This is a genomic window from Blautia intestinalis, assembly GCF_014297355.1.
GTDB classification, from domain to species: Bacteria; Bacillota; Clostridia; order Lachnospirales; family Lachnospiraceae; genus Blautia_A; species Blautia_A intestinalis.
Genome location: NZ_JACOQE010000009.1, coordinates 1 through 19131 on the forward strand (window position 1 = coordinate 1; position 19131 = coordinate 19131).

Here is a 19131-nt window from a genome sequence, read left to right on the forward strand (position 1 = left end):
AAAAACAGACTGTATCGTTGAATAAGCCTCCGTTGAAATATCAATTTCAGTTACGATTGCTCCCAACTTTTTGAATAATTTTCGAGCCGAGCCGACATAACCGGTGTAGCCTTCACGCAACGAAGCTGTTGGAATAAATGCGACTTTCTTATTTTCAATTTCTTCTTTTATCAGACTTCCTACACTTGAAAAGTGCGAACATAAAAATAGTTTCATCAATATTCTCCTTTATAAATACCGATTTGTTACTCACATGATATCATATTTTTTCTTCAATTACATCCACCTAATTTTAATATACTGCCTGTCGACTTGCTTCTGTAACCAGCATCCGGTTAATCTTCTCCTGCATTGTTTCCTTTGCATTTTCATTGAAATGATAACGGACAACATAGACTGTCTGCCCGATTTTCTTTGTAAATGTGTTACCCTCTGTTTTTGTATTCATCATTTTTTCCATAATCATTTTTCCTTTCTTTTGGAGCCCCAGCAGAGAGTCATTCCATTGGTCTCTGTCAGAACATTATTCTTTAAATCAGGCCCAAAATGGGCACTTCCAGTTTCACAGGCTACCTATATATAGCCTTTTCATTTTTGCTTGAAAAAAGCCTTGTGATCACAGCACTTTTTTAACGTAAAAAGCGTTTTAATATGATACAGCCAACGACAAGAAGCATATCTAACAAATATCATTGTCTATCACTTCTGTTTTCTCTGCCGATATCTCTCTGGTTAATGCCTAATAATCTTCCCTGCCAGACAAGACGATAAGTACAGCGTTTGCTTCTATCGTGTTTCCAAATACTTTCTTCCATCATACGATGGTTCTTCATCAAGTTCCAGTCCGTGACGTTTACAGATATCTAAAAACATTGTCCGGCAGGCAGAATCGGCTGCAAATTCAAAATTTTATTATTCAAAATAAATAAAAATGGATTCCACCAAAATACCCATCACCAAAAATGTACCGGACACTTCTATTCATTATATTTGCACCAACAACTTGAAGTTATCTTCCTGCTTACGACTTTCCAACAACATAAACTCCAAATATCATTTTGATAATATAAAGATACTTCTTTCTTACCCCAGAGCAAGATCCACCTGTGTTTAACAATATTGTCTTTCCGACAAATGTTCTTTCATCAAGTTTTTATCTTGCTGGGGATTCCCCAAACCCATTCTTTCTATTTATGCCGAGGTTACTGTACACATTAGAGCAAGATCCACCCCGGTAATACCATATCGCTATTTTAGCAATACGGCATTTTTCGGATGTTGGAATCTTGCTGAGGATTGTGCTCCCCAGTTCCTCACATTCAGCATAAATATATAATTGGTTCCTCGAATTTCTTCGGTCACAGCACAGGGAGAAAAAATAGGCTAAACAGCCCTATATCCCTGTGAAATCACCATGTGATTAAAAAATAGCAAGGACAGGAAGTGTGGATACACTTCCGCAAAATTGCCAATTTCGGAGCCATATCCAAAATTGAAAAATACATAAAAATCAAAAATCCGAAACCTTACTCGATATCCAAATTTATAATTTTTACAGATTACAAAAAAACCAATATGAAAATTTTACAAATTTTGTAACACATGTAAAATTCCCATATTGGTTTTCATTCATCTTTTATGGATTTGGAATATTCTATGTTTTCAAATATTTTACTTTGAGCAAAAAACAGCTCTATAAACTTTTATCATTGCATTTTCTGGTATAATTTCATCAACTCTCCCACACAATCTGCTTCCGTCATTTTTGTACTAAAGCCATACGCAGCCATAACAGCTTTATCATTTGCAGTATGTGCTCGTCGTAACTCGGCTGGCATTGTTAAAGGATCATATAAAGCCGCAAGATTACTACTAGGATATAATGTTCTTGCTTTCAAAATTTCCTGTGCCGATTTTTCAATTTGTTCCCGATTCTTCTCCGTTACTACAGGCCACGGAAAATTGTTATACACTATTGTGTTTGAATAACTATAATCACTTTTTAATCTTCCACACACTGCTCGCATCCATGCCATGTGAACATTCGACATCAATACACCAAATTCATAAAATGATGCATTGGGCATAGTGAATAATTTGTCTCCCGGAATAATTTCACCATCTAAATAATCCATTGGAATATATCTACGATTCTGAGAAGAAACTTTGGGAATCGCAATATATTGATTTTTATGTTCAAGTATTGATGCAAATAAAGTTGGATTCTCAGCCGCTTTTTTTGTGTTCGCTCTTGTACTACTAAGTCTAAATTCACGTACTTTATTCACTCGTTCTAATATCATCGGACATTTTTTTAATAATCCAGGATCAGCTCCAACAAGCCAAATACAATATCTCGGCTTTCGATCAATAAAATCTTTTCCCATCATATAATGTCTAAAAAACGGAGAAGCCTGTGGTTCTTTTTCCAAAAACTCTTCCTTTTCCTCTTCCGTCAATATTAAAAATCCACCATCAATTGCTTGCCCACCTAATGCTATTTCAGGAACATTACACAATGGTTTCATTCTTTTTTCAATGAATATATTTTCTGCATCAAGCAAATATCCATTAATATTATTCGCCGGAATTGCGTTCTCACCTGAATAAATTATTTTCTGCTTATTATTTACAGCTCTGCTAAAGCCAACAATTACACAATGAACATGCGCTTTTATTGACGCTTCACTATCCCATATAAATGTTCTGTATGCAAAATCAATGTGTACACCTGATTCAAAAAGCGGTTTCCAGAGAATCGAAACACTTTCTCCCTGTGTAATTGAATTAGTTGATACCAATGCTGCTCTGATATTATAATTTCCCATATAGTCAGCCGCTTTTTTATACCAGCAACTAACATAATCAAGATTTCCTATACTCTTCCATCCTTCAAATATCTTCTCAACATCTTCCTTCTGCTCCGACGCCATCCAACGTGCTCCTACAAATGGCGGATTTCCCATTATAAACGATAATTTTTCTGCAGGAATTACATCATTCCAATCAATTCTTAATGCATTTCCTTCTGTAATATTTACATATGTCTTTAAAGGAAGAAAATCGTCATTAAATCCATACACAATATTTTTCGTTTCTTCCAACATTTGAGATTCTGCAATCCATAAAGCCGTTTTCGCAACTGTAACTGCAAAATCGTTAATCTCTATTCCATAAAATTGCTGAATAGAAACTCTAATTGGATTATTTACCTCTACCAATGTCATTTGTCCGCCAACTTTTTCCTTTATCACCTCATTCTCCAAACGACGAAGCGACAGGTATGTTTCTGTAAGGAAATTTCCGGAACCACACGCAGGATCAAAAAATGTAAGTGATGCCAATTTATTTTGGAATTCTTCCAATTTTTTATCTCTGGTACGCTTCACTTGAATTGCTCTAATACTATCAAATTCCTTCTGCAAATCTTCCAAAAAAAGAGGACTAATAACTTTATGAATATTTTCAATAGATGTATAATGCATTCCTCCCGAACGTCTGGTCTCAGGATTTAATGTAGATTCAAATACCGCTCCAAATATAGTTGGAGAAATATCACTCCAGTCAAAATCTTCTGACGCTTTTGTAAGAAGTAATTCTTTAATTTTCTCTGTAAAAGGTGGTATCTCAATAGTTTCATCAGCAAATAACCCACCATTTACATACGGGAACTGAGCAAGTTCTTCCTCTAAATACTCGTCTCGCTCTGATACAGGTGTATCCAATATCTTAAATAATTCTATTATAGCTCTCCGGCAATCCTTTACTTCATATGTTTCCAAATAATCATGGAACATATTTCTCTTTCCAAAAATACCAGCATCTTCTGCATACAAGCAAAAAACAATTCGCACACATAAAGCATTCAGGCTCTTTAGTTTATGCTCTCTTTTTTCTCTCTGCTCAAGTGTTTCATCCTTTTCCTTAATATCTGGTATACGATATTGTTTTAAAAACGCATCATAAATAAGCCCAACAATACCTCCTGCTTTTATTGATACTTCCATTTCATGCGATATTGTCTTTACTTCCTTTTTCACCAAGAAGTCCAACAATGGATATTTGCTTTGTAATTCATCTAAAGCAATCTTTGTCGGTTCTGGCTGTTTCTGGTTCATATCATAAATCCAAATTTCAGCAAAATTTGACGTAACAATCCACCGAGCTCTTTCATCAAAAGTCAGCTTTCCATTATATCTGTCTGCCTGTTCAAATGGAGTAAGATCAACATCTCCTGAATTCCTGATTTTCTGATCCAATGCTTTTCCAAGACTCTTCTGTTCAATAATTACTCGTGTTTCAGGAATATACACATCAATACGTTTTGTATTTCCATCAATTACAACTTTCTTTTCAAAGTTCAAACGTTCTGTCACATTATCCATTCCCAAAACATTCGTCAATAAATCAATCCAATAAGAACGTCCATCTTCATCTTCTTTCCCTTTTCCCATCCATCGGTTTACAAATTGACGGGCAGCCTCTCTTTGTTCTGCATCTGTCATGCTTTTTTCCTCCTAAATAATCGTGCATTCACAAATCTTTCTCCGACTATTTTTACATATCATATCCACAGTATATCATAAAATTATTACAGAACAGCATTCATATATCATTATTTGTATTGTGTCTGCACACAAGGAACTTCTACCGCCAAATCATAATAATATTGATACATGATCATGTTATCTTTTGCTTCTATATACACTCTCTGAGCTTCTTTCAGCAAGTTATTCCAAATATCTTTCCATTCACTAGGAGCCGAATCTAAAAACCACATATTATTAAATGACATTTCTATCGTCCCCCATAAATCATCTTCTTTACGCTCAGTTTTTATATTCATCTGCATATTTCGTGCAATTTCCAATGCATCTTTTTGTAAAAAAGTGAATTTCACTACTTTTTGAGGATCTGGAACTTTCTTAAAACGACGCATATGAGCTTCTGCCTTTTTAATAATTGTTTCCAATTGTTCATCATGCCATTTTTTATCCTCTAGTATCTCTTCTTCTGACATTTGCGCTTTTTCTTCATTAATTTCTCTTTGCATTTCTTCCAATTCATGCTGTGCAATATCATAATATTTCTTTTCAATCACCATAATCTCTCAACTCCATAAAAAAAGAAACAGTCAACATTTTCGTTACAACTGTTTCCTTTATTTTTGAAGTCCCCGGAGCATTTGTATCACTACATTCTGTTCTTTTTCATCAAGATTATTCCAAATATTCAGAACCTCTTGTTGTGATTCTGATAAGCTTACTGGAACATCCATTCCGGCAAAGAATTGTGCCATTGTTACTCCCAGTGCATCACATATCTTTTCTACAGTAGGCATAGTTGGTAAACTTTCTTTAGCAATAATTTTTCCAATCGAAGATTGAGATATACCAGTCAATTGTGACAGCCGATATTTACTCATATCACGTTTTTTACATAAAGCTATAATATTGTCCGCAATATAATCCTCTGTACGCAAGTAAATACACCTCTTTCCGATAGTAGTTACCTTAATTGTAACTAGAAATCCGCAAAATTATTAGAGATGTATCTTACAAGTATTTACTAAGGGAAACAGTAGTATTAAAACAAAAAAAATAGAACTATATAAAGTTGTATTCCATTAATGTCAGCTTATTATCTAAATGCTCATATTCTCTTTGTATTTCTTCAATTTTATCATATAGTTTCAGCACTGTCGAACCCTTTATCATTTTATTCTCTTGGCACATCTGCCGGAATTTTTCTTTGTACTCCCGCAGTACTCTTCCTTTTTCCTCTAATTCCTCCAGTGTTTTGATTTCCTCTTTATCTGCCATGTATTTTCCTCCCAGACATAATTTTTAATACATAAATGATAACCCTTTTTTCGCTGTTGTTCAATTACAACTTATCGCCTTTTTCTCCCATCAATCGACAATCTTCTTTTTGCTATATACATATGATATACTTCTCTTTATACAACTAATTGCTGTTGTATAGCTCACCATTTTTTCTATCTACAACACAAGAAAGTCAAGTTGTGATGGAAAGGAGGTGAGGACATGGAAATAAATTATGCACTTATAGGCAAACGTATAAGAGAAACCCGCAAACAACGAGGATTATCTGCCGAGGAGCTGGCTGAAATTGCTGATCTTTCTACTGTTTATATAAGCTATATTGAAAATGCCAAGCGTAAACCCAGTTTAGAATCTTTAATCAAAATTAGCAACGCACTTGAAATTACTATTGATGAATTACTCTATGGGAACTTGTTATACAATCCTACGGAATATCAAACTGACATTGATTTATTAATGGCAGATTGTACCAGCACTGAAAAACGTTACATATTCGAGGTTCTTTCAGCCATAAAAAACATTTTACGAATCAATGATTGGCATCTATCCTCAAAACACAATTACGATGCTGATAACCCGAATGATTATTAAATCATTCAATAACAATCAAATATCTATTTCTACATAAACCATCCGTTAATCACTTAACCGATGGTTTATGTCTTTTTCAATCCAAAAATTCTATGATAGTTATATCAACTATAAAGGATGTCGCTATTGATGAAAGAAAGTGAAGAACGAAGCAGTAATATTGATGAACAGAAAGCCAGAATCCGGCAAAGATACAAAGGTATTGATCCAGAAGAACTGGAAGTAATTCCGGCACTTCCACCAGAGGATATTTTTAAAACAGAAAAAAAACTACGAGTAGCTGTATATGCAAGGGTATCTACGGATGATCCACGCCAAACATCCTCATATGAATTACAGAAAAATCATTATCAGGATGTAGTAAATAAAAATCCGAATTGGATGCTTGTAGAAATATATGCCGACGAAGGCATTTCCGGCACTTCGCTTCAACATAGAGATGCATTCAAAAAAATGATTGAAGATTGTGAAGGCGGAAAAATTGATTTAATCATAACAAAAAGTGTATCCCGATTTGCAAGAAACGTTGTTGACTGTATCCGATATGTACGAGAGCTTTCTTCACTCCGTCCACCCGTCGGTGTATTTTTTGAAACAGAGCATTTAAATACTCTTGATCCCAAAAGCGAAATGATTCTGTCATTCATGTCAACACTTGCGCAGGAAGAAAGTCATACCAAAAGTGAAATTATGAATTCTTCCATTGAAATGCGTTTTCGTCGGGGAATATTCCTTACACCTCCTCTGCTCGGATATGACCAAGACGAAAATGGAGATCTTGTAATCAATCCACATGAAGCTAAAATTGTGCAGCTTATTTTTTATATGTATCTTAATGGAAGTAGTACTCAACAAATTGCTGATTCTTTGACAGAACTCGGTTGTAAAACAAAAAAGAATAATGATGTCTGGTCATCCAGTACCATACTACAAATCCTTCAAAATGAACGCCATTGTGGGGATGTTCTGGCGAGAAAAACATGGACTCCGAATTATCTTGACCATAAATCAAGGAAAAACAATCAAGACCGTAATCAATACAGAAAAGTCGGACATCATGAAGCTATTATCTCCCGAGATGATTTCATAGCTGTTCAAAAATTAATTACAAATGCGAAATATGGAAATAAAGAGATTTTACCAGAATTACATGTGATACAAGAAGGCTCTCTAAGTGGATTTATAAGCATTAATCCAAGATGGTCTGGATTTAAATCCAGAGACTACTTTGAAGCATCTCAAAGCGTCCTTAAACCGGCAAATATGAATGCACCTGATACAATTACTGCTTCCGCCGGTTCCTTCGATTTAAGAGACTATGAAGTTGCTAGAGGACAATTTTTCTCCTCGGTTGGTCGGATTTCTGTTTCTTTTTCATATAAACAGATCTCTTTTAACAAAGATGCTATACGGAAATTTCCAAACATAAAATTTGTCGAAATGCTAATACACCCGAGCTCAAAACTACTTGCTATTCGACCATGTTCCTCTGAAACAAAAAATAAAGTGCAGTGGTCACGTCTCAAAGATGGTCAACTTATTCCAAAACCAATTTCCGGTGCTGCATTTTTGCCAACATTATACGAGATATTTAAGTGGGACAAAAAATGCAAATATAGAATATTAGGAGTTGCCCACCAAAAAGACAATGAAAATGTCCTTATTTTCAACATGGACGATACAGAAATACGAATCCCGACAAGTACCAACGAAGTATCCGCCCCCAATAACAACACGCCTGATACAATATCTGATTCTAAGAGTGTGTTAGCTTATCCTGCCGACTGGATGAATAGCTTCGGTAATAATTACTATACTCAGTCTCAAGCGCCAGAATTAACAGAATTTACAGTGGACAAAAACTGGCAAACTGCTTCAGAAAGTAAACCTTATAAAGAACCCGAGCTACAAACCACTCCCAAAGAAACCATTATACAAAATATAAAGAATATTATTACAGAAATTAAAGGAGACACCCAATGAGCGAGCAACCTATAAATCAATGGAATATGACTACAGAACCTTCTGATATGATGAAAATCAACACACCTATGCCAATAACAGTCGCACCCAGCCCCTCAAATCAAATGGAAGTCATTGACGATGATTCTTTCAGCTATGACGGTTATCAAGTTGTACGTGGCGAATTCTTCGCTCATATTTACGAACCTTCGTTTACGTTTAATAACTACAAGGTATCTGTAAATACCGCCTGCATAAAAAAGCTACCCGATGTCGAATATGTGCAAATATTAGTCAATCCCATTGAAAAAAAACTGGCTGTCCGTCCCTGTCGAGAAGAAGAAAAAGACTCTTTTCGTTGGTGTTCCTCTGGAAAAAAGCGTTCGCCAAAACAAATCACCTGTCGAATTTTCTTTGCTAAAGTGATATCTCTCATGGATTGGAATCCTAATTATCGGTACAAGATTCTCGGCAAATTAATTCGTTCTGGCAATGAAATACTGTTCATTTTCGATTTAACTTCACCTGAAATATTTCCTCGTACACTAAAAGACAATGGAACTGTAACCACTGCTAGGACACCTTCTTATCCTGAAGAATGGAAGAATCAATTCGGTATTCCAGTGGAAGAACATCAGAAATCAATGCAAGTCAATATATTTGAAGGCTACGCAGTATTTGACATACAAGAAAAGAAGAAGGCAACTGATAAATCCATAGAAAAAGCAAAAGAACCATCAACAGCAGAAAGTGAGGAAAAATCCTATGAACAACAAACACTCTTCCCATCCACTAATATGTATTGACTTTAAAAAGAATCGTATACGAATCCACCGCAATACACTCCGTCAAATTGGTAACCCAGAATATATTCAACTTCTTGTTAATCCTGATCAAAAAATGATAGGTATAAAGGCTAGTTGTGCAGAGGATAAATTGGCACATAAAGTTAAGGATTATTTTGTCATCAATGGTAACAGTTATGAATTGTACAGCCGAGAATTACTATATTCACTTTCCCAGCTTAACCTTTCTTGGGAGAAATTTAACATTTTTCGTTTAGAAGGCAATATTTACCCAGATAAGAAAATAGCTCTATTTTCCATGGATAACATCATCACAAAACTGCCACAAACAGAATTCAAATCAGAAATAATGGGAGATGAGTATGCGCAATTATAGTATATATACATTAAAAACAAAACTAGAATTCACCAATTTGTATCAATATCTCAGTGAAAAAGATTATAAACAACTTGAGCAACAGATATTATGTCATTCCTATCACACCCCCATCTGCACATGGAATGGTATTGTCATTAATGGTATAGAAGCATATGAATTATTTCGTAAACACAGTATTCCTTTCCGAATAAAAAGACTCCATTTTTCCAGTAAAGAAGATGTAATTTCATGGATATGTACTGACCAACTTAAACGAGAGGATTTAACCAATATCAATAAAAAATACCTGATTGGGAAAAAATATGATGCTGAAAAAATTTTAGTTTCAAGACAACTTTCATCTACGAATAAATCTCATATTTCCGGTGCAAGCATCGCAGCAAAAAAAATATCCGAAGAATGTAATGTAGCAATGGCTACCGTTTACAAATATTCTGCTTACAGTAGTGCACTAGATATAATTGATGAAAAAGTTCCGGATCTTGTCAAACGAGTTCGTTCTGGTCAGCTTTGGATTTCCCAAGCTAATATTATTGAACTTTCAGGATTATCAAAAGAGCAGCTTTTAAGTCTAAATAACTACCTTCTTGCCGAAAAGATAGAACATCTCAGTTATCATGATATGAAAAGGGAATTACTGTGGAATAATTACGCCAAACCGATATTAAAGAAAGAATCTTCCGTTTCTATTCCATCTATACGCAATCTGCCACAATTTGATCCAGATGCGGAAATTGCAAGTCTTACGTTGACGATTCCCTCATGGAACAGTTCTATCGAAAGAGTATTAAAAGTTTCAGATTTTAAAATTGCATCTGATACAGCAAAATATAAGCTTAAATATCAGCTTATGTGCCTAATATCAACCACAAATAATATTTTGAAAAAATTGGAGGAAATATAATTATGGATGGAAATACCGAAGATTTACAAAAGTTTGTTCCCCAAGTGCATTTTGAGCAAATACCTATTAAAAATTTATGTTCAAATCAAGATTACCAACGTAATCTTTCTATCAAACACGTTCAGCGTGCTGCAGCTAATTTTGACCTTTATCAGATAAACCCTGTAAAAGTAAGTAGACGTGATGGGATAAATTATGTGTTCAACGGACAACACACTATAGAAATTGTCGCTCTCGTCTCTGGATCAAGAGAAACTCCTGTCTGGTGCATGGTTTATGATGATCTTGTTTACACTCAAGAAGCAGATATTTTTGCAAATCAGATGAAATATGTCAAATCGTTACTACCTTATGAAATATTCATGGCTAATATTGAAGCTGGTAATGATAGAGAACTTATTATTCGTGACCTTGTTGAATCATATGATCTCTCTATTACTTCTTCCTCTCGCCCCGGAGGTATATGTGCTGTATCCACTTTAATTAATATCTATGAAAAATATGGTTTTCACACTCTTGATCGTGTTTTACGCCTTTGCGTTGCCACATGGGAAGGCGCGCCTATGTCCTTTAGCTCCAATATGCTTAATGCTATTGCCCGTCTGGATAATGCTTATGGAGAAACAATGAAAGATGACACATTTAAAGAAAAAGTAGGACGTGTCTCTGTCAGAGAAATCAGTCGTACTGCCAGAGAACGTCGTGCCGGTTCATTAGGGTTTGCAGAAGCTCTTTTACTAGAATACAATAAAAAATCCAAGTATTCACTTCCTTTTGAGAAATTATACACTCATAAAACACCCAAAAAAAGAGAACAATCAACTGAAGATGAATCCGGTCAAAGTTCCACTCCAGAAGGTCAGTTAGATTTATTTTCTACGGATCAGGACAATACTCAGGCTCTGCCAAACGAATAGCGCAGAGCCTTCAGCCTTCGTTCTATCCATACTTTCAAAAGAATACCCTACTCTAAGACTCCCTTTCATGCAAGCACTATTTTATCTTATTCCAAATTCATCATCCGCTCCATCCGCCACCTTATATATGAATATCCATTCCAAATATTTGCTTTTACCGGATACTCTTTCCTGTAAACAAATACAGTGTGATATTTAACAAAATGCATTCTACACCAGTTATGTATATCCTTCATATATATGTTATTTATACCGTTCACCCACTGTTCTAAAAACCATATGTCTTTATCTGACAATAACTCCATTATGAACAGTACATTATAATATTGAATGACACCTACTCTCTTCCTTTCCTCTATTAACCTTTTACACAATAACCTATACTTAATGTTCATATCGTTCCTATGCCTTCCCTCTAATCTATATTTTCCATCCTTATATACGTTATATATATAATTGTTATATAGTACATATAAGTGCCTGCAGCATATCGACCGCTTCACCGCCACGTACCTCACCGACAATAATCCGATCCGGTCTCATACGAAGCGCAGTCTTGATCAGGTCACGAATCGTAATCGATGTCGCACCTTCCATGTTAGCCATCTTTGCTTCAAGACGCACCAGATTGGCAATTCCCTGTATCTTGAGTTCTGCATTGTCCTCGATCGTGATCAGCCGTTCATCCGGCGGAATATAATTGGACAGTGCGCCAAGAAACGTTGTCTTGCCGCTTCCTGTCCCGCCTCCGATGACCATAGAATATCGTGCACGCACAAGTGCCGCAAGAAATTCTGCACATTCCGGCGGCAGGCTTCCAAGTGAAATCAGTTTTTCCATCGTGATCGGCGTATCCGGAAAGCGCCTGATCGTCAGAATCGGACCGTTGAGCGCCACAGGGCGGATCACCGCATTGACTCTGGCACCGTTATCCAGACGGGCATCCACAATAGGCATTGATTCGTTGACCACCCGGTTGCACTTACCTACGATCTGCTGAATGACATCTTCCAGCTTTTCTCCGGAAGTAAATGTTTTATCCCATTTTTTCAGTTTTCCGGCACGCTCCACAAAGATGGCATCCGGTCCGTTCACCATGATCTCCGTCACTGTCTCATCCTCGATCAGTTCCTGCAGAACATCCAGTTTGCGAACAGAATGAAAAAGTTCCTGGCGAAGCTGTACCTTTTCTTTCAGCGAAAGACAGTACTCCCGCATCCGCCCGAGTATCAGCTCATCGATCTCCTCGAGGATTTCTTCGTCACTCAGCTCTCTTGCGAGATCCAGCCGCTCCATCAGAAGTGCACGAAGTTCCTGAAATAGTTCCCTGCTCATCTGCTTTCCTTTCTGAAAATTACCTTCAGAGATTTTCTTTCTCAAGCAATTCTCTTACAAAATCTCCCAGTTCACTCCAGACCAGTTCCTCTACCCGAAATTCATTGTCCGTATTTTGGGATAGTATCGGAAGCAATACTTTTTCTATTCCTGCCAGTAACTGCGAGTAATCACGCAAACGCAAAAGTTTTTCAAACTGTTCCATTTTGCACTTTGAGATGCGGTCGTCGCGCACCGGCACATAGACTCTCGTACACAAGTCAAGAATCTGAAATACTTCTTCTATTCCATCGCCCACATCCAATACGACTGCCTCATAGGAACTGTGCAGAACGATTTCCTGCAGAAGACGCTCCCAGTCCTGCCACCTTGTCCCCCGGATATCCTCCGGGGACTGTACCGGCGGTATAAAATCCATACTTCCCATACTCTGAATCATGCTGTTCATTTTTACGGTAATGCCTGCCTTCTCCTGTCGTACAAAATACAGAAGATCACTGAGTGTATAGGGGTATTCCTTTTCAAAGAGTTCTTCAAACCCGGAATACTCTTCCATGTTGAGATAAAGAACGGATTTCTCTCTGCCCAGGATCTGAGCCAGTGCCAGCGCAAAAGAAGTCTGCCCGCAGAATCCGAGCGGTGAATAAATCCCCAGAAGTTCCGTCGTTTTTTGAGCACCGGCATCTGCGCCGGAAGCACGGCCTTTTCTGCACCATAACACGCCATCACCTCACGGACGATATCCGAAGATGCCTGATACTTATAAACATCGGCATATCTGTCCAGTTCATCCGGTTTGCTGCCCTCGGTCAGAATCACGATCTTGCCGATATCCAGCTCACCGACCTCATGACACATTGCCTCCGCTGAGATCAGAAGAAGCTCGACCGGATTTTCTTTTGCATATGCTACAAAACTGCTGACATTGGTAAATGCCTGAATCTCAAAAGGAATATTCTTTCTCTGGTTGAGATAATCCATGAAGTTGCGGGCATATTCCGCCTCGAGATCACAGACTGCAAAAATTTGTTTTTTCAATAGATACCTCCCGTATACAACATCACACTCATAAAGATCGGAATCGTAAAATGAATGTTTTCAAAAGCAGTTCCTGTCCGATAATACGGACTTTGTTTGCCAGTTTCGATAAGTTGTCTTACGTATTGTTCCAGATAGTGAAATCTTTGGTGGAAGCCGCCGCAAAAAAACAAGATTGCCAGCGATAGTACTGCTCCTGCAAGAACCGCATACCACATACACCATAATATGTGATACGGTCCCATCAGACCGCCAAGCACGCAGAAAAGCTTTATGTCACCTGAACCCAGCATTCGAAAATAAAACAGCCATCCCAGAAGCACAAGCGGCACAGCCGTTCCAAGAACATACTGCACTATACCATGCCGGTTTCCGGACCATATACTGTAACTCAGCCCTGCAATAAATGAGCAAATGATCCAGCTGTTTTTTATCCGCATCTCATACAGATCCATCAACACCGCGATACCCGCAATCGTCAGAAGCAGCATCTGACGAATGATTACTTTACTCACACCCCTTTCTCAAACTAATAAAAAATTGGGATTACCCGTCAGATCTGACGGAAGGAATACCAGAAGATCTCTGGTGAGCTTTATTATAGAGCGCTTCGTTCTTCTTGTAAAGAAAATTCGTTCGTCAAATTCTCCCATATTCTGACAGATGCGCAGGTTGCACAATCGCACTCTCTTCTGTATAATAAAAGACAGCACGAAAACGGAGGGGGGACACATACTGCCATGGAAAACATCAAAAAAATCGAAGATATGTCGCTGAATGCATGGCCATCACACAAAATGGAGCTTTATGACGGCTGGATTCTGCGTTTTTCTTATTTTTATACACACCGTACCAACAGTGTGGAACAATTTGGAAATTCCACGCTTCCATGGAGAGAAAAAGTCGCTTACTGCGAAAACGTCTACAAGCGTCTCGGCTCTCCGGCTATCTTTAAAATCAGTCCTGTTGTATCACCGGATTTTGATTACACACTGGAAAATCGTGGCTACGAAATCCAACATACGACAGAGGTCATGACAATGGCTCTGTCAGACGCACATATTGACACCCATTATCCGGATGTCACGCTTACTAATGAAATTCCGGATATCTGGATCAACAGCCTTTTTGACCTGAAGGGAATGACCAATCCGATTCACCGGGCAGTCGTACCTTCCATGTACCGTGCGATTCCGAAAGAGACCATCTGTGCTTCTATCTGGAAAGAGGGCAAGATCATCGCTACCGGTCTCGGAATCCTTGACCGTGACTACATTGGTATCTACGCGATCCATGTCAAAGAAAAATACCGTGGCAGGGGTTATGCCCGCCAGATCTGTACCGCTCTTCTAAGTGAATGCATGAAAAAAGGCGCCAAAAATGCCTACCTTCAGGTAGTGCAGGGAAATACAGCCGCCAAAAATCTGTACACATCTCTCGGTTTTACAGATTCCTATACGTACTGGTTCCGTGTACAGCCTGACACCACAAAGGAGAACAATATAGAATGAAAAAATTAATTACCATCGGCATTGCCTGTCTGCTTTCACTCTCCCTTTCCGGGTGCAGTCTCGGAAGTGTGATCGACCGTTTTACCGCTTCAGATGATGCTGCCATTCAGAATATCAATCCTGAAAGTACCCGTGTCTATATGGATGAGATCCGTGGAGAACTTCAGAATTTTACCGGCAATCAGATCACGCTCCTGAGCGATGAAGAATCTTATACTTTTGATATTTCTCAGGCAACGCTGGAATGCAGCAACGGTATGCTTGCCGGAGATGCCGTCAGTGTTGTATATGAAGGCCAGCTCGACAGCACCGATACAGGAGCCGTGCATGCCCTGAAAGTAGTTGACGACTATCATCAGACAACCACTCTTAAAGATCAGACTTTCCGCGGACAGGTACAGGTGCTGACAGCCAATTGCATCACTGTCAAATCAGATAAAAATCAGACTGTCACTTTTCCGGTCACCGGTACCGAGCAATATTATCAGGCCGGAATTAAAGCCGGAAACTGGGTATACATCCACTATAAAGGCAACCTTGTTGCCGCTGCAGACGGAAATACCGCGACTGCCGACGGCTCTCATACAAAAACATTCAGTGTTTCTGATGTAGATCCGTTTAATGTTCCTGATCCGACACCGACTCCTGCACCACAGGAAGGTACAGAAGTAAAAAAGGAAAATAAATTGCGCGCTGTGATCCAAAACATTCAGACCAATGTTTTGCAGGTATCCATCGAAAACACCACCACTGTCCTGAATCTGGATATGTCTGCACTCCCCTGCTATTTCGAAGGCGGTGCTGAGACCGGATCACATGTAAATATTATTTACACAGGTGATTTTAACGGAACCACACTGGATGGCCTCAGTGTTCTCGGAATTACCGGTGAAAATCCGGATAAATTAAGCGAACGTGATATCAGTTTTACTATCTCCGGAGACATCATCGCTTCTACCGCCAACACGATCACACTCCGTACTTACGATGGCGCAGATATTACCTGCAATACGGAAAAAGCCACCAACTCTTCATCCGGCGGGCTGCTGACCGGAAGTTCAGTAAAAATCACATTCAGCCCTGCTGATTCCAAAGAAACCAATATTTATACGGCAATAAAAATAGAAGATCTGTGATTGCAGATCTTCTATTTTACGTCCAGACACTCTGTCTGCCTGTCCTTCTCTCTATATTATTTTCTTTTAAATCTGTCCCGGATTTCTTTTTCTCCTGTCTTCAGCCACTCTTTCACTTCCCCGGAATCGCCAAGAATCTGCCTGAATGCCTCCCATTCCTGTAAAATGCCCTTTCCATGAGGCACCATATAGGCTCCGGCATCGCTTCCCGGTGCTACTTTTACTTTTTTCTGATAAGCAAGCCGCACAAGTACTTCTGCCTGATGAATAATCTGGGTTAAAACACTGTCTTCATAACGCCCGCAGCCTGCCAGATTTCTTACCGTGACAAGTGTTGGCACCCATACGGTATTGCTGTCTGCCAGCATAGCTATCGTTTCGGCATCCATGTAATTACCATGTTCCAGACTGTCCACACCTGCCTCGATTGCAGCTCTTGTACCATAAATCCCGTTTGTATGGCTCATAACGGCAAATCCCTCTTCATGGGCAATGTGTACCATCTCTTTGACTTCCGCTGCATCCACCGGAGTTCCCGTTACTTTTCCGTGATCATTAAAGTCCAATAGCCCAGTGGTCATGATCTTGATAAAATCCGCTCCCTCTGACGCTGCTTCCAGTACTCTCTGATGAAATTCCTTAAGCGTATCAAATCCACGACCCACAATTTTTCCATAATGTCCGTTTTTATGTATAGCAAATACCGGAGAGCGATACTCAATCCCATATTCAGGAGCCAGTCTGCCAGCCAGTAAAGATGCCCCGTATGGATCACCACCTTCACGCACAAACGTCACACCTGCTTTTCTGTATGCATCCAGAGCACTGCGCACAGCTGCTTCATCAGCTTTTACTTTATGTGTCTGAACAGCTCTGTGATAATCAATACCATTCATAAATATGTGTGCATGACATTCTCCAAACATCTTCTGTCACCACCGATCACTGACGGAAAAACTGACGGATTTCTTCTTCGGATGCCTTCACAGAGCCCTGCACAAAGAACGGCTTTCCACCGCCTCTGCCATTCAGTGCCGCGTTCATTTCCTTTGTGAACTGTCTGAGATCTCCATTCAATTCACCCATCGCATATTTGTAGCTTCCATCTCCGTTCGAGGAGAATACAGCGCAGCATCCGGAACATTTCTGCATCACGGCATCTGCCATCTTACGCACCTGATCTGCCTCCAGTCCATCATGGAAAAGAAGAACACTTCCCTCTCCTTCCCATCGATCTGCTTCAGCCCTGCAGAGCTCGTCCACCACATGAGCAACCTGTCCTTTCAGACGGAAGTTTTCATCCTGAAGACGTCCTACAGCCGCTGCTGTTTCTCCAATCTTTGCAGAAAGTTTTACAGAAACCTGACGGTTCTGGTCATTGACCATATTCAGATAATCCATAACTCTCTTTCCACAGATCATAGTCAGGCGGATTCCCTCATGGAAATTTTCGACTGTAAGGATCTTGACTGCTCCGATTTCTCCTGTATGTGTGACATGCGTTCCACAGCAGGCACAGAGGTCTGAACCCGGAAAACGTACCAGACGCACCTGTCCGGTCAGTTCTTTCTTGCTTCTATAGGAAAGTTTCTCCAGTTCTTCTTTTGACGGATAAGTAATCTCAACTTCGCTGTTTTCCCAGATTTTTTTGTTGGTCTCTGCTTCAATCTCCGCAAGCTGTGCCTCTGTCAGCACACCGCTTAAATCTACTGTGATCACGTCACTGCTCATATGGAAGCCCACATTGTCATATCCATAAGCTTCATGCACCAGACCGCTGACAATATGCTCACCGGAATGCTGCTGCATCAGGTCAAATCTTCGCTCCCAGTCAATTTTTCCGATTACTTCGCTTCCCACTGTAATTGCTTCTTTTGTGTAATGAACAATCTCTTCACCTTTTTCCTGTACATCCAGAACTGTTACCTCATTTAATGTACCAAGATCACAAGGCTGACCGCCGCCCTCCGGATAAAAAGCGCTCTGATCAAGAATGATCTCAAATCCTTTTTCACCTTTTCTGCATTCCAGAACCTTCGCAGTAAATTCTTTTTTGTATACATCTTCATAATAGAGTTTTCTTGTCTCGCTCATGCTGTCAAATCCTTCTTTCTGATAAATTATCTGCACTGTATAGAACTTCTTTTTTATGTTTTCAGTATAGCACAGCTTTTGTTTCCTGAACAGAAAAAAGACAGACGATGCAAATTGCTTAAACAATTTGCATCGTCTGTCTCTTTAAAAGTTTTTATGTGAATTTTTTTTTAAATATTATCGCCTGGAATTTTTAATTTTTCAGGTTTTTGGTCACGCGAAGTCTTGTCATTGCTCTTGCAAGAGCTGCCTGACTTCTCTGATATTCTACAATACTCTGCTTCTGACGGAGCTGTTCTTCAGCACGATCACGTGCTTCTTCCGCTCTTCGTATGTCGATTTCCTCCGGACGCTCTACAGTCAGACAGAACAGTTTCGCACGATTGTTGATCATCTCAACAAATCCGGAACTGACCGCTACTTCTGTCCAGTTTCCCTCGGAATCCTCAAATTTGAGTTCTCCCGGAACGATCGCACAGATCATATTGGCATGATGAGCAAGAAATTCTTTCTGGCCATCTTCAGCCGGAATGATCAATGAGCAGGCTCTTCCCGCAAAGAACTGTCTGTTCGCAGCGTATATTTCAAGACCGAATGTATTCTGCATAAGCC

General features: G+C 39.0%; 20 protein-coding genes and 1 pseudogene. 8 read left to right on the forward strand and 13 right to left on the reverse strand.

Annotated features, from left to right (window positions below):
• The 6 genes from H8Z79_RS12650 to H8Z79_RS12675 form a co-directional block, all read right to left on the reverse strand.
• Positions 1-216: Type 1 glutamine amidotransferase-like domain-containing protein (locus H8Z79_RS12650; protein WP_187002862.1), on the reverse strand; the 216-nt coding region annotated here is incomplete at its 3' end.
• Between the two features lie 76 nt (positions 217-292).
• Positions 293-460 (reverse strand): transposon-encoded TnpW family protein, encoded by a 168-nt coding sequence (locus H8Z79_RS12655; RefSeq protein ID WP_015513594.1) that lies wholly within the window; start codon positions 458-460, stop codon positions 293-295.
• A gap of 1246 nt (positions 461-1706) precedes the next feature.
• Complete coding sequence (locus H8Z79_RS12660) at positions 1707-4505, reverse strand: DNA methyltransferase (protein WP_117592868.1); 2799 nt, start codon at positions 4503-4505, stop codon at positions 1707-1709.
• 110 nt (positions 4506-4615) lie between these two features.
• Positions 4616-5104 (reverse strand): chemotaxis protein CheY, encoded by a 489-nt coding sequence (locus H8Z79_RS12665; protein WP_117649579.1) that lies wholly within the window; start codon positions 5102-5104, stop codon positions 4616-4618.
• Between the two features lie 57 nt (positions 5105-5161).
• Complete coding sequence (locus H8Z79_RS12670; RefSeq protein ID WP_013976760.1) at positions 5162-5482, reverse strand: helix-turn-helix domain-containing protein; 321 nt, start codon at positions 5480-5482, stop codon at positions 5162-5164.
• Between the two features lie 124 nt (positions 5483-5606).
• The gene (locus H8Z79_RS12675) at positions 5607-5822 is read right to left on the reverse strand and encodes a hypothetical protein (protein ID WP_013976761.1); all 216 of its coding nucleotides are present in this window, start codon (positions 5820-5822) and stop codon (positions 5607-5609) included.
• Between the two features lie 225 nt (positions 5823-6047).
• Between H8Z79_RS12675 and H8Z79_RS12680 the strand changes: the two genes are divergently transcribed.
• The 6 genes from H8Z79_RS12680 to H8Z79_RS12705 all read left to right on the forward strand — a co-directional run bounded on the left by H8Z79_RS12680 (position 6048) and on the right by H8Z79_RS12705 (position 11405).
• Positions 6048-6437 carry a helix-turn-helix domain-containing protein gene (locus H8Z79_RS12680; protein ID WP_008374249.1) on the forward strand — a complete coding sequence of 130 codons (390 nt, stop codon included), beginning with the start codon at positions 6048-6050 and terminating at the stop codon, positions 6435-6437.
• Between the two features lie 129 nt (positions 6438-6566).
• On the forward strand, positions 6567-8420 hold the full coding sequence (locus H8Z79_RS12685) for a recombinase family protein (protein ID WP_118213163.1): 1854 nt from the start codon (positions 6567-6569) through the stop codon (positions 8418-8420).
• On the forward strand, positions 8417-9205 hold the full coding sequence (locus H8Z79_RS12690; RefSeq protein ID WP_055145192.1) for a hypothetical protein: 789 nt from the start codon (positions 8417-8419) through the stop codon (positions 9203-9205). The genes H8Z79_RS12685 and H8Z79_RS12690 overlap by 4 nt, the downstream gene beginning before the upstream one ends.
• Positions 9165-9581, forward strand: coding sequence for a hypothetical protein (locus H8Z79_RS12695; RefSeq protein WP_044999283.1), 417 nt, complete (start codon positions 9165-9167; stop codon positions 9579-9581). Before H8Z79_RS12690 ends, H8Z79_RS12695 begins: the two co-directional genes overlap by 41 nt.
• Positions 9568-10488 (forward strand): hypothetical protein, encoded by a 921-nt coding sequence (locus H8Z79_RS12700; protein ID WP_117592863.1) that lies wholly within the window; start codon positions 9568-9570, stop codon positions 10486-10488. Before H8Z79_RS12695 ends, H8Z79_RS12700 begins: the two co-directional genes overlap by 14 nt.
• A 2-nt stretch (positions 10489-10490) precedes the next feature.
• Complete coding sequence (locus H8Z79_RS12705; protein ID WP_117592861.1) at positions 10491-11405, forward strand: DUF6551 family protein; 915 nt, start codon at positions 10491-10493, stop codon at positions 11403-11405.
• Positions 11406-11879: 474 nt separating this feature from the next.
• Here the strand turns inward: H8Z79_RS12705 and H8Z79_RS12710 are convergent.
• From H8Z79_RS12710 to H8Z79_RS12720, 4 genes and pseudogenes are all read right to left on the reverse strand, one after another.
• Positions 11880-12740, reverse strand: a pseudogene (locus H8Z79_RS12710) (CpaF family protein); the annotation flags it as partial.
• A 25-nt stretch (positions 12741-12765) separates the two neighbouring features.
• Positions 12766-13188, reverse strand: coding sequence for a P-loop NTPase family protein (locus H8Z79_RS16960; protein WP_225876991.1), 423 nt, complete (start codon positions 13186-13188; stop codon positions 12766-12768).
• Positions 13189-13190: 2 nt separating this feature from the next.
• Entirely contained in the window at positions 13191-13778 is a 588-nt protein-coding gene (locus H8Z79_RS16965; RefSeq protein ID WP_225876992.1) for a hypothetical protein, read from the reverse strand.
• Positions 13775-14293: an A24 family peptidase gene (locus tag H8Z79_RS12720; RefSeq protein WP_118041020.1), complete on the reverse strand. Its 519-nt coding sequence runs from the start codon at positions 14291-14293 to the stop codon at positions 13775-13777. The genes H8Z79_RS16965 and H8Z79_RS12720 overlap by 4 nt, the downstream gene beginning before the upstream one ends.
• Before the next feature lie 225 nt (positions 14294-14518).
• Here H8Z79_RS12720 and H8Z79_RS12725 point away from each other — a divergent pair, with 225 nt between their 5' ends.
• Both H8Z79_RS12725 and H8Z79_RS12730 read left to right on the forward strand, forming a co-directional pair.
• Entirely contained in the window at positions 14519-15289 is a 771-nt protein-coding gene (locus H8Z79_RS12725; protein ID WP_015540759.1) for a GNAT family N-acetyltransferase, read from the forward strand.
• On the forward strand, positions 15286-16425 hold the full coding sequence (locus tag H8Z79_RS12730) for a hypothetical protein (RefSeq protein WP_015540758.1): 1140 nt from the start codon (positions 15286-15288) through the stop codon (positions 16423-16425). Before H8Z79_RS12725 ends, H8Z79_RS12730 begins: the two co-directional genes overlap by 4 nt.
• A gap of 56 nt (positions 16426-16481) precedes the next feature.
• On the opposite strand, the gene H8Z79_RS12735 is transcribed toward H8Z79_RS12730, so the two are convergent.
• The 3 genes from H8Z79_RS12735 to atpC form a co-directional block, all read right to left on the reverse strand.
• On the reverse strand, positions 16482-17351 hold the full coding sequence (locus H8Z79_RS12735) for an amidohydrolase family protein (protein WP_015540757.1): 870 nt from the start codon (positions 17349-17351) through the stop codon (positions 16482-16484).
• A 16-nt stretch (positions 17352-17367) separates the two neighbouring features.
• Entirely contained in the window at positions 17368-18519 is a 1152-nt protein-coding gene (locus H8Z79_RS12740) for an alanyl-tRNA editing protein (protein WP_118041064.1), read from the reverse strand.
• A 193-nt stretch (positions 18520-18712) separates the two neighbouring features.
• Positions 18713-19126 carry an ATP synthase F1 subunit epsilon gene (gene atpC, locus H8Z79_RS12745; RefSeq protein WP_015540756.1) on the reverse strand — a complete coding sequence of 138 codons (414 nt, stop codon included), beginning with the start codon at positions 19124-19126 and terminating at the stop codon, positions 18713-18715.
• Positions 19127-19131: the final 5 nt, after the last annotated feature.

Bases quoted from the DNA above. Each gene is read 5' to 3' on its own strand.
- H8Z79_RS12695 (WP_044999283.1), top strand. From the start codon at position 9,165: ATGAACAACAAACACTCTTCCCATCCACTAATATGTATTGACTTTAAA.
- H8Z79_RS12730 (WP_015540758.1), top strand. From the start codon at position 15,286: ATGAAAAAATTAATTACCATCGGCATTGCCTGTCTGCTTTCACTCTCC.
- H8Z79_RS12680 (WP_008374249.1), top strand. From the start codon at position 6,048: ATGGAAATAAATTATGCACTTATAGGCAAACGTATAAGAGAAACCCGC.
- H8Z79_RS12665 (WP_117649579.1), bottom strand. From the start codon at position 5,104: ATGGTGATTGAAAAGAAATATTATGATATTGCACAGCATGAATTGGAA.
- H8Z79_RS12655 (WP_015513594.1), bottom strand. From the start codon at position 460: ATGGAAAAAATGATGAATACAAAAACAGAGGGTAACACATTTACAAAG.
- H8Z79_RS12740 (WP_118041064.1), bottom strand. From the start codon at position 18,519: ATGAGCGAGACAAGAAAACTCTATTATGAAGATGTATACAAAAAAGAA.
- H8Z79_RS12660 (WP_117592868.1), bottom strand. From the start codon at position 4,505: ATGACAGATGCAGAACAAAGAGAGGCTGCCCGTCAATTTGTAAACCGA.
- H8Z79_RS12705 (WP_117592861.1), top strand. From the start codon at position 10,491: ATGGATGGAAATACCGAAGATTTACAAAAGTTTGTTCCCCAAGTGCAT.
- H8Z79_RS12690 (WP_055145192.1), top strand. From the start codon at position 8,417: ATGAGCGAGCAACCTATAAATCAATGGAATATGACTACAGAACCTTCT.
- H8Z79_RS12735 (WP_015540757.1), bottom strand. From the start codon at position 17,351: ATGTTTGGAGAATGTCATGCACACATATTTATGAATGGTATTGATTAT.
- H8Z79_RS12685 (WP_118213163.1), top strand. From the start codon at position 6,567: ATGAAAGAAAGTGAAGAACGAAGCAGTAATATTGATGAACAGAAAGCC.
- atpC (WP_015540756.1), bottom strand. From the start codon at position 19,126: ATGCAGAATACATTCGGTCTTGAAATATACGCTGCGAACAGACAGTTC.
- H8Z79_RS12675 (WP_013976761.1), bottom strand. From the start codon at position 5,822: ATGGCAGATAAAGAGGAAATCAAAACACTGGAGGAATTAGAGGAAAAA.
- H8Z79_RS12725 (WP_015540759.1), top strand. From the start codon at position 14,519: ATGGAAAACATCAAAAAAATCGAAGATATGTCGCTGAATGCATGGCCA.
- H8Z79_RS16960 (WP_225876991.1), bottom strand. From the start codon at position 13,188: ATGAACAGCATGATTCAGAGTATGGGAAGTATGGATTTTATACCGCCG.
- H8Z79_RS12700 (WP_117592863.1), top strand. From the start codon at position 9,568: ATGCGCAATTATAGTATATATACATTAAAAACAAAACTAGAATTCACC.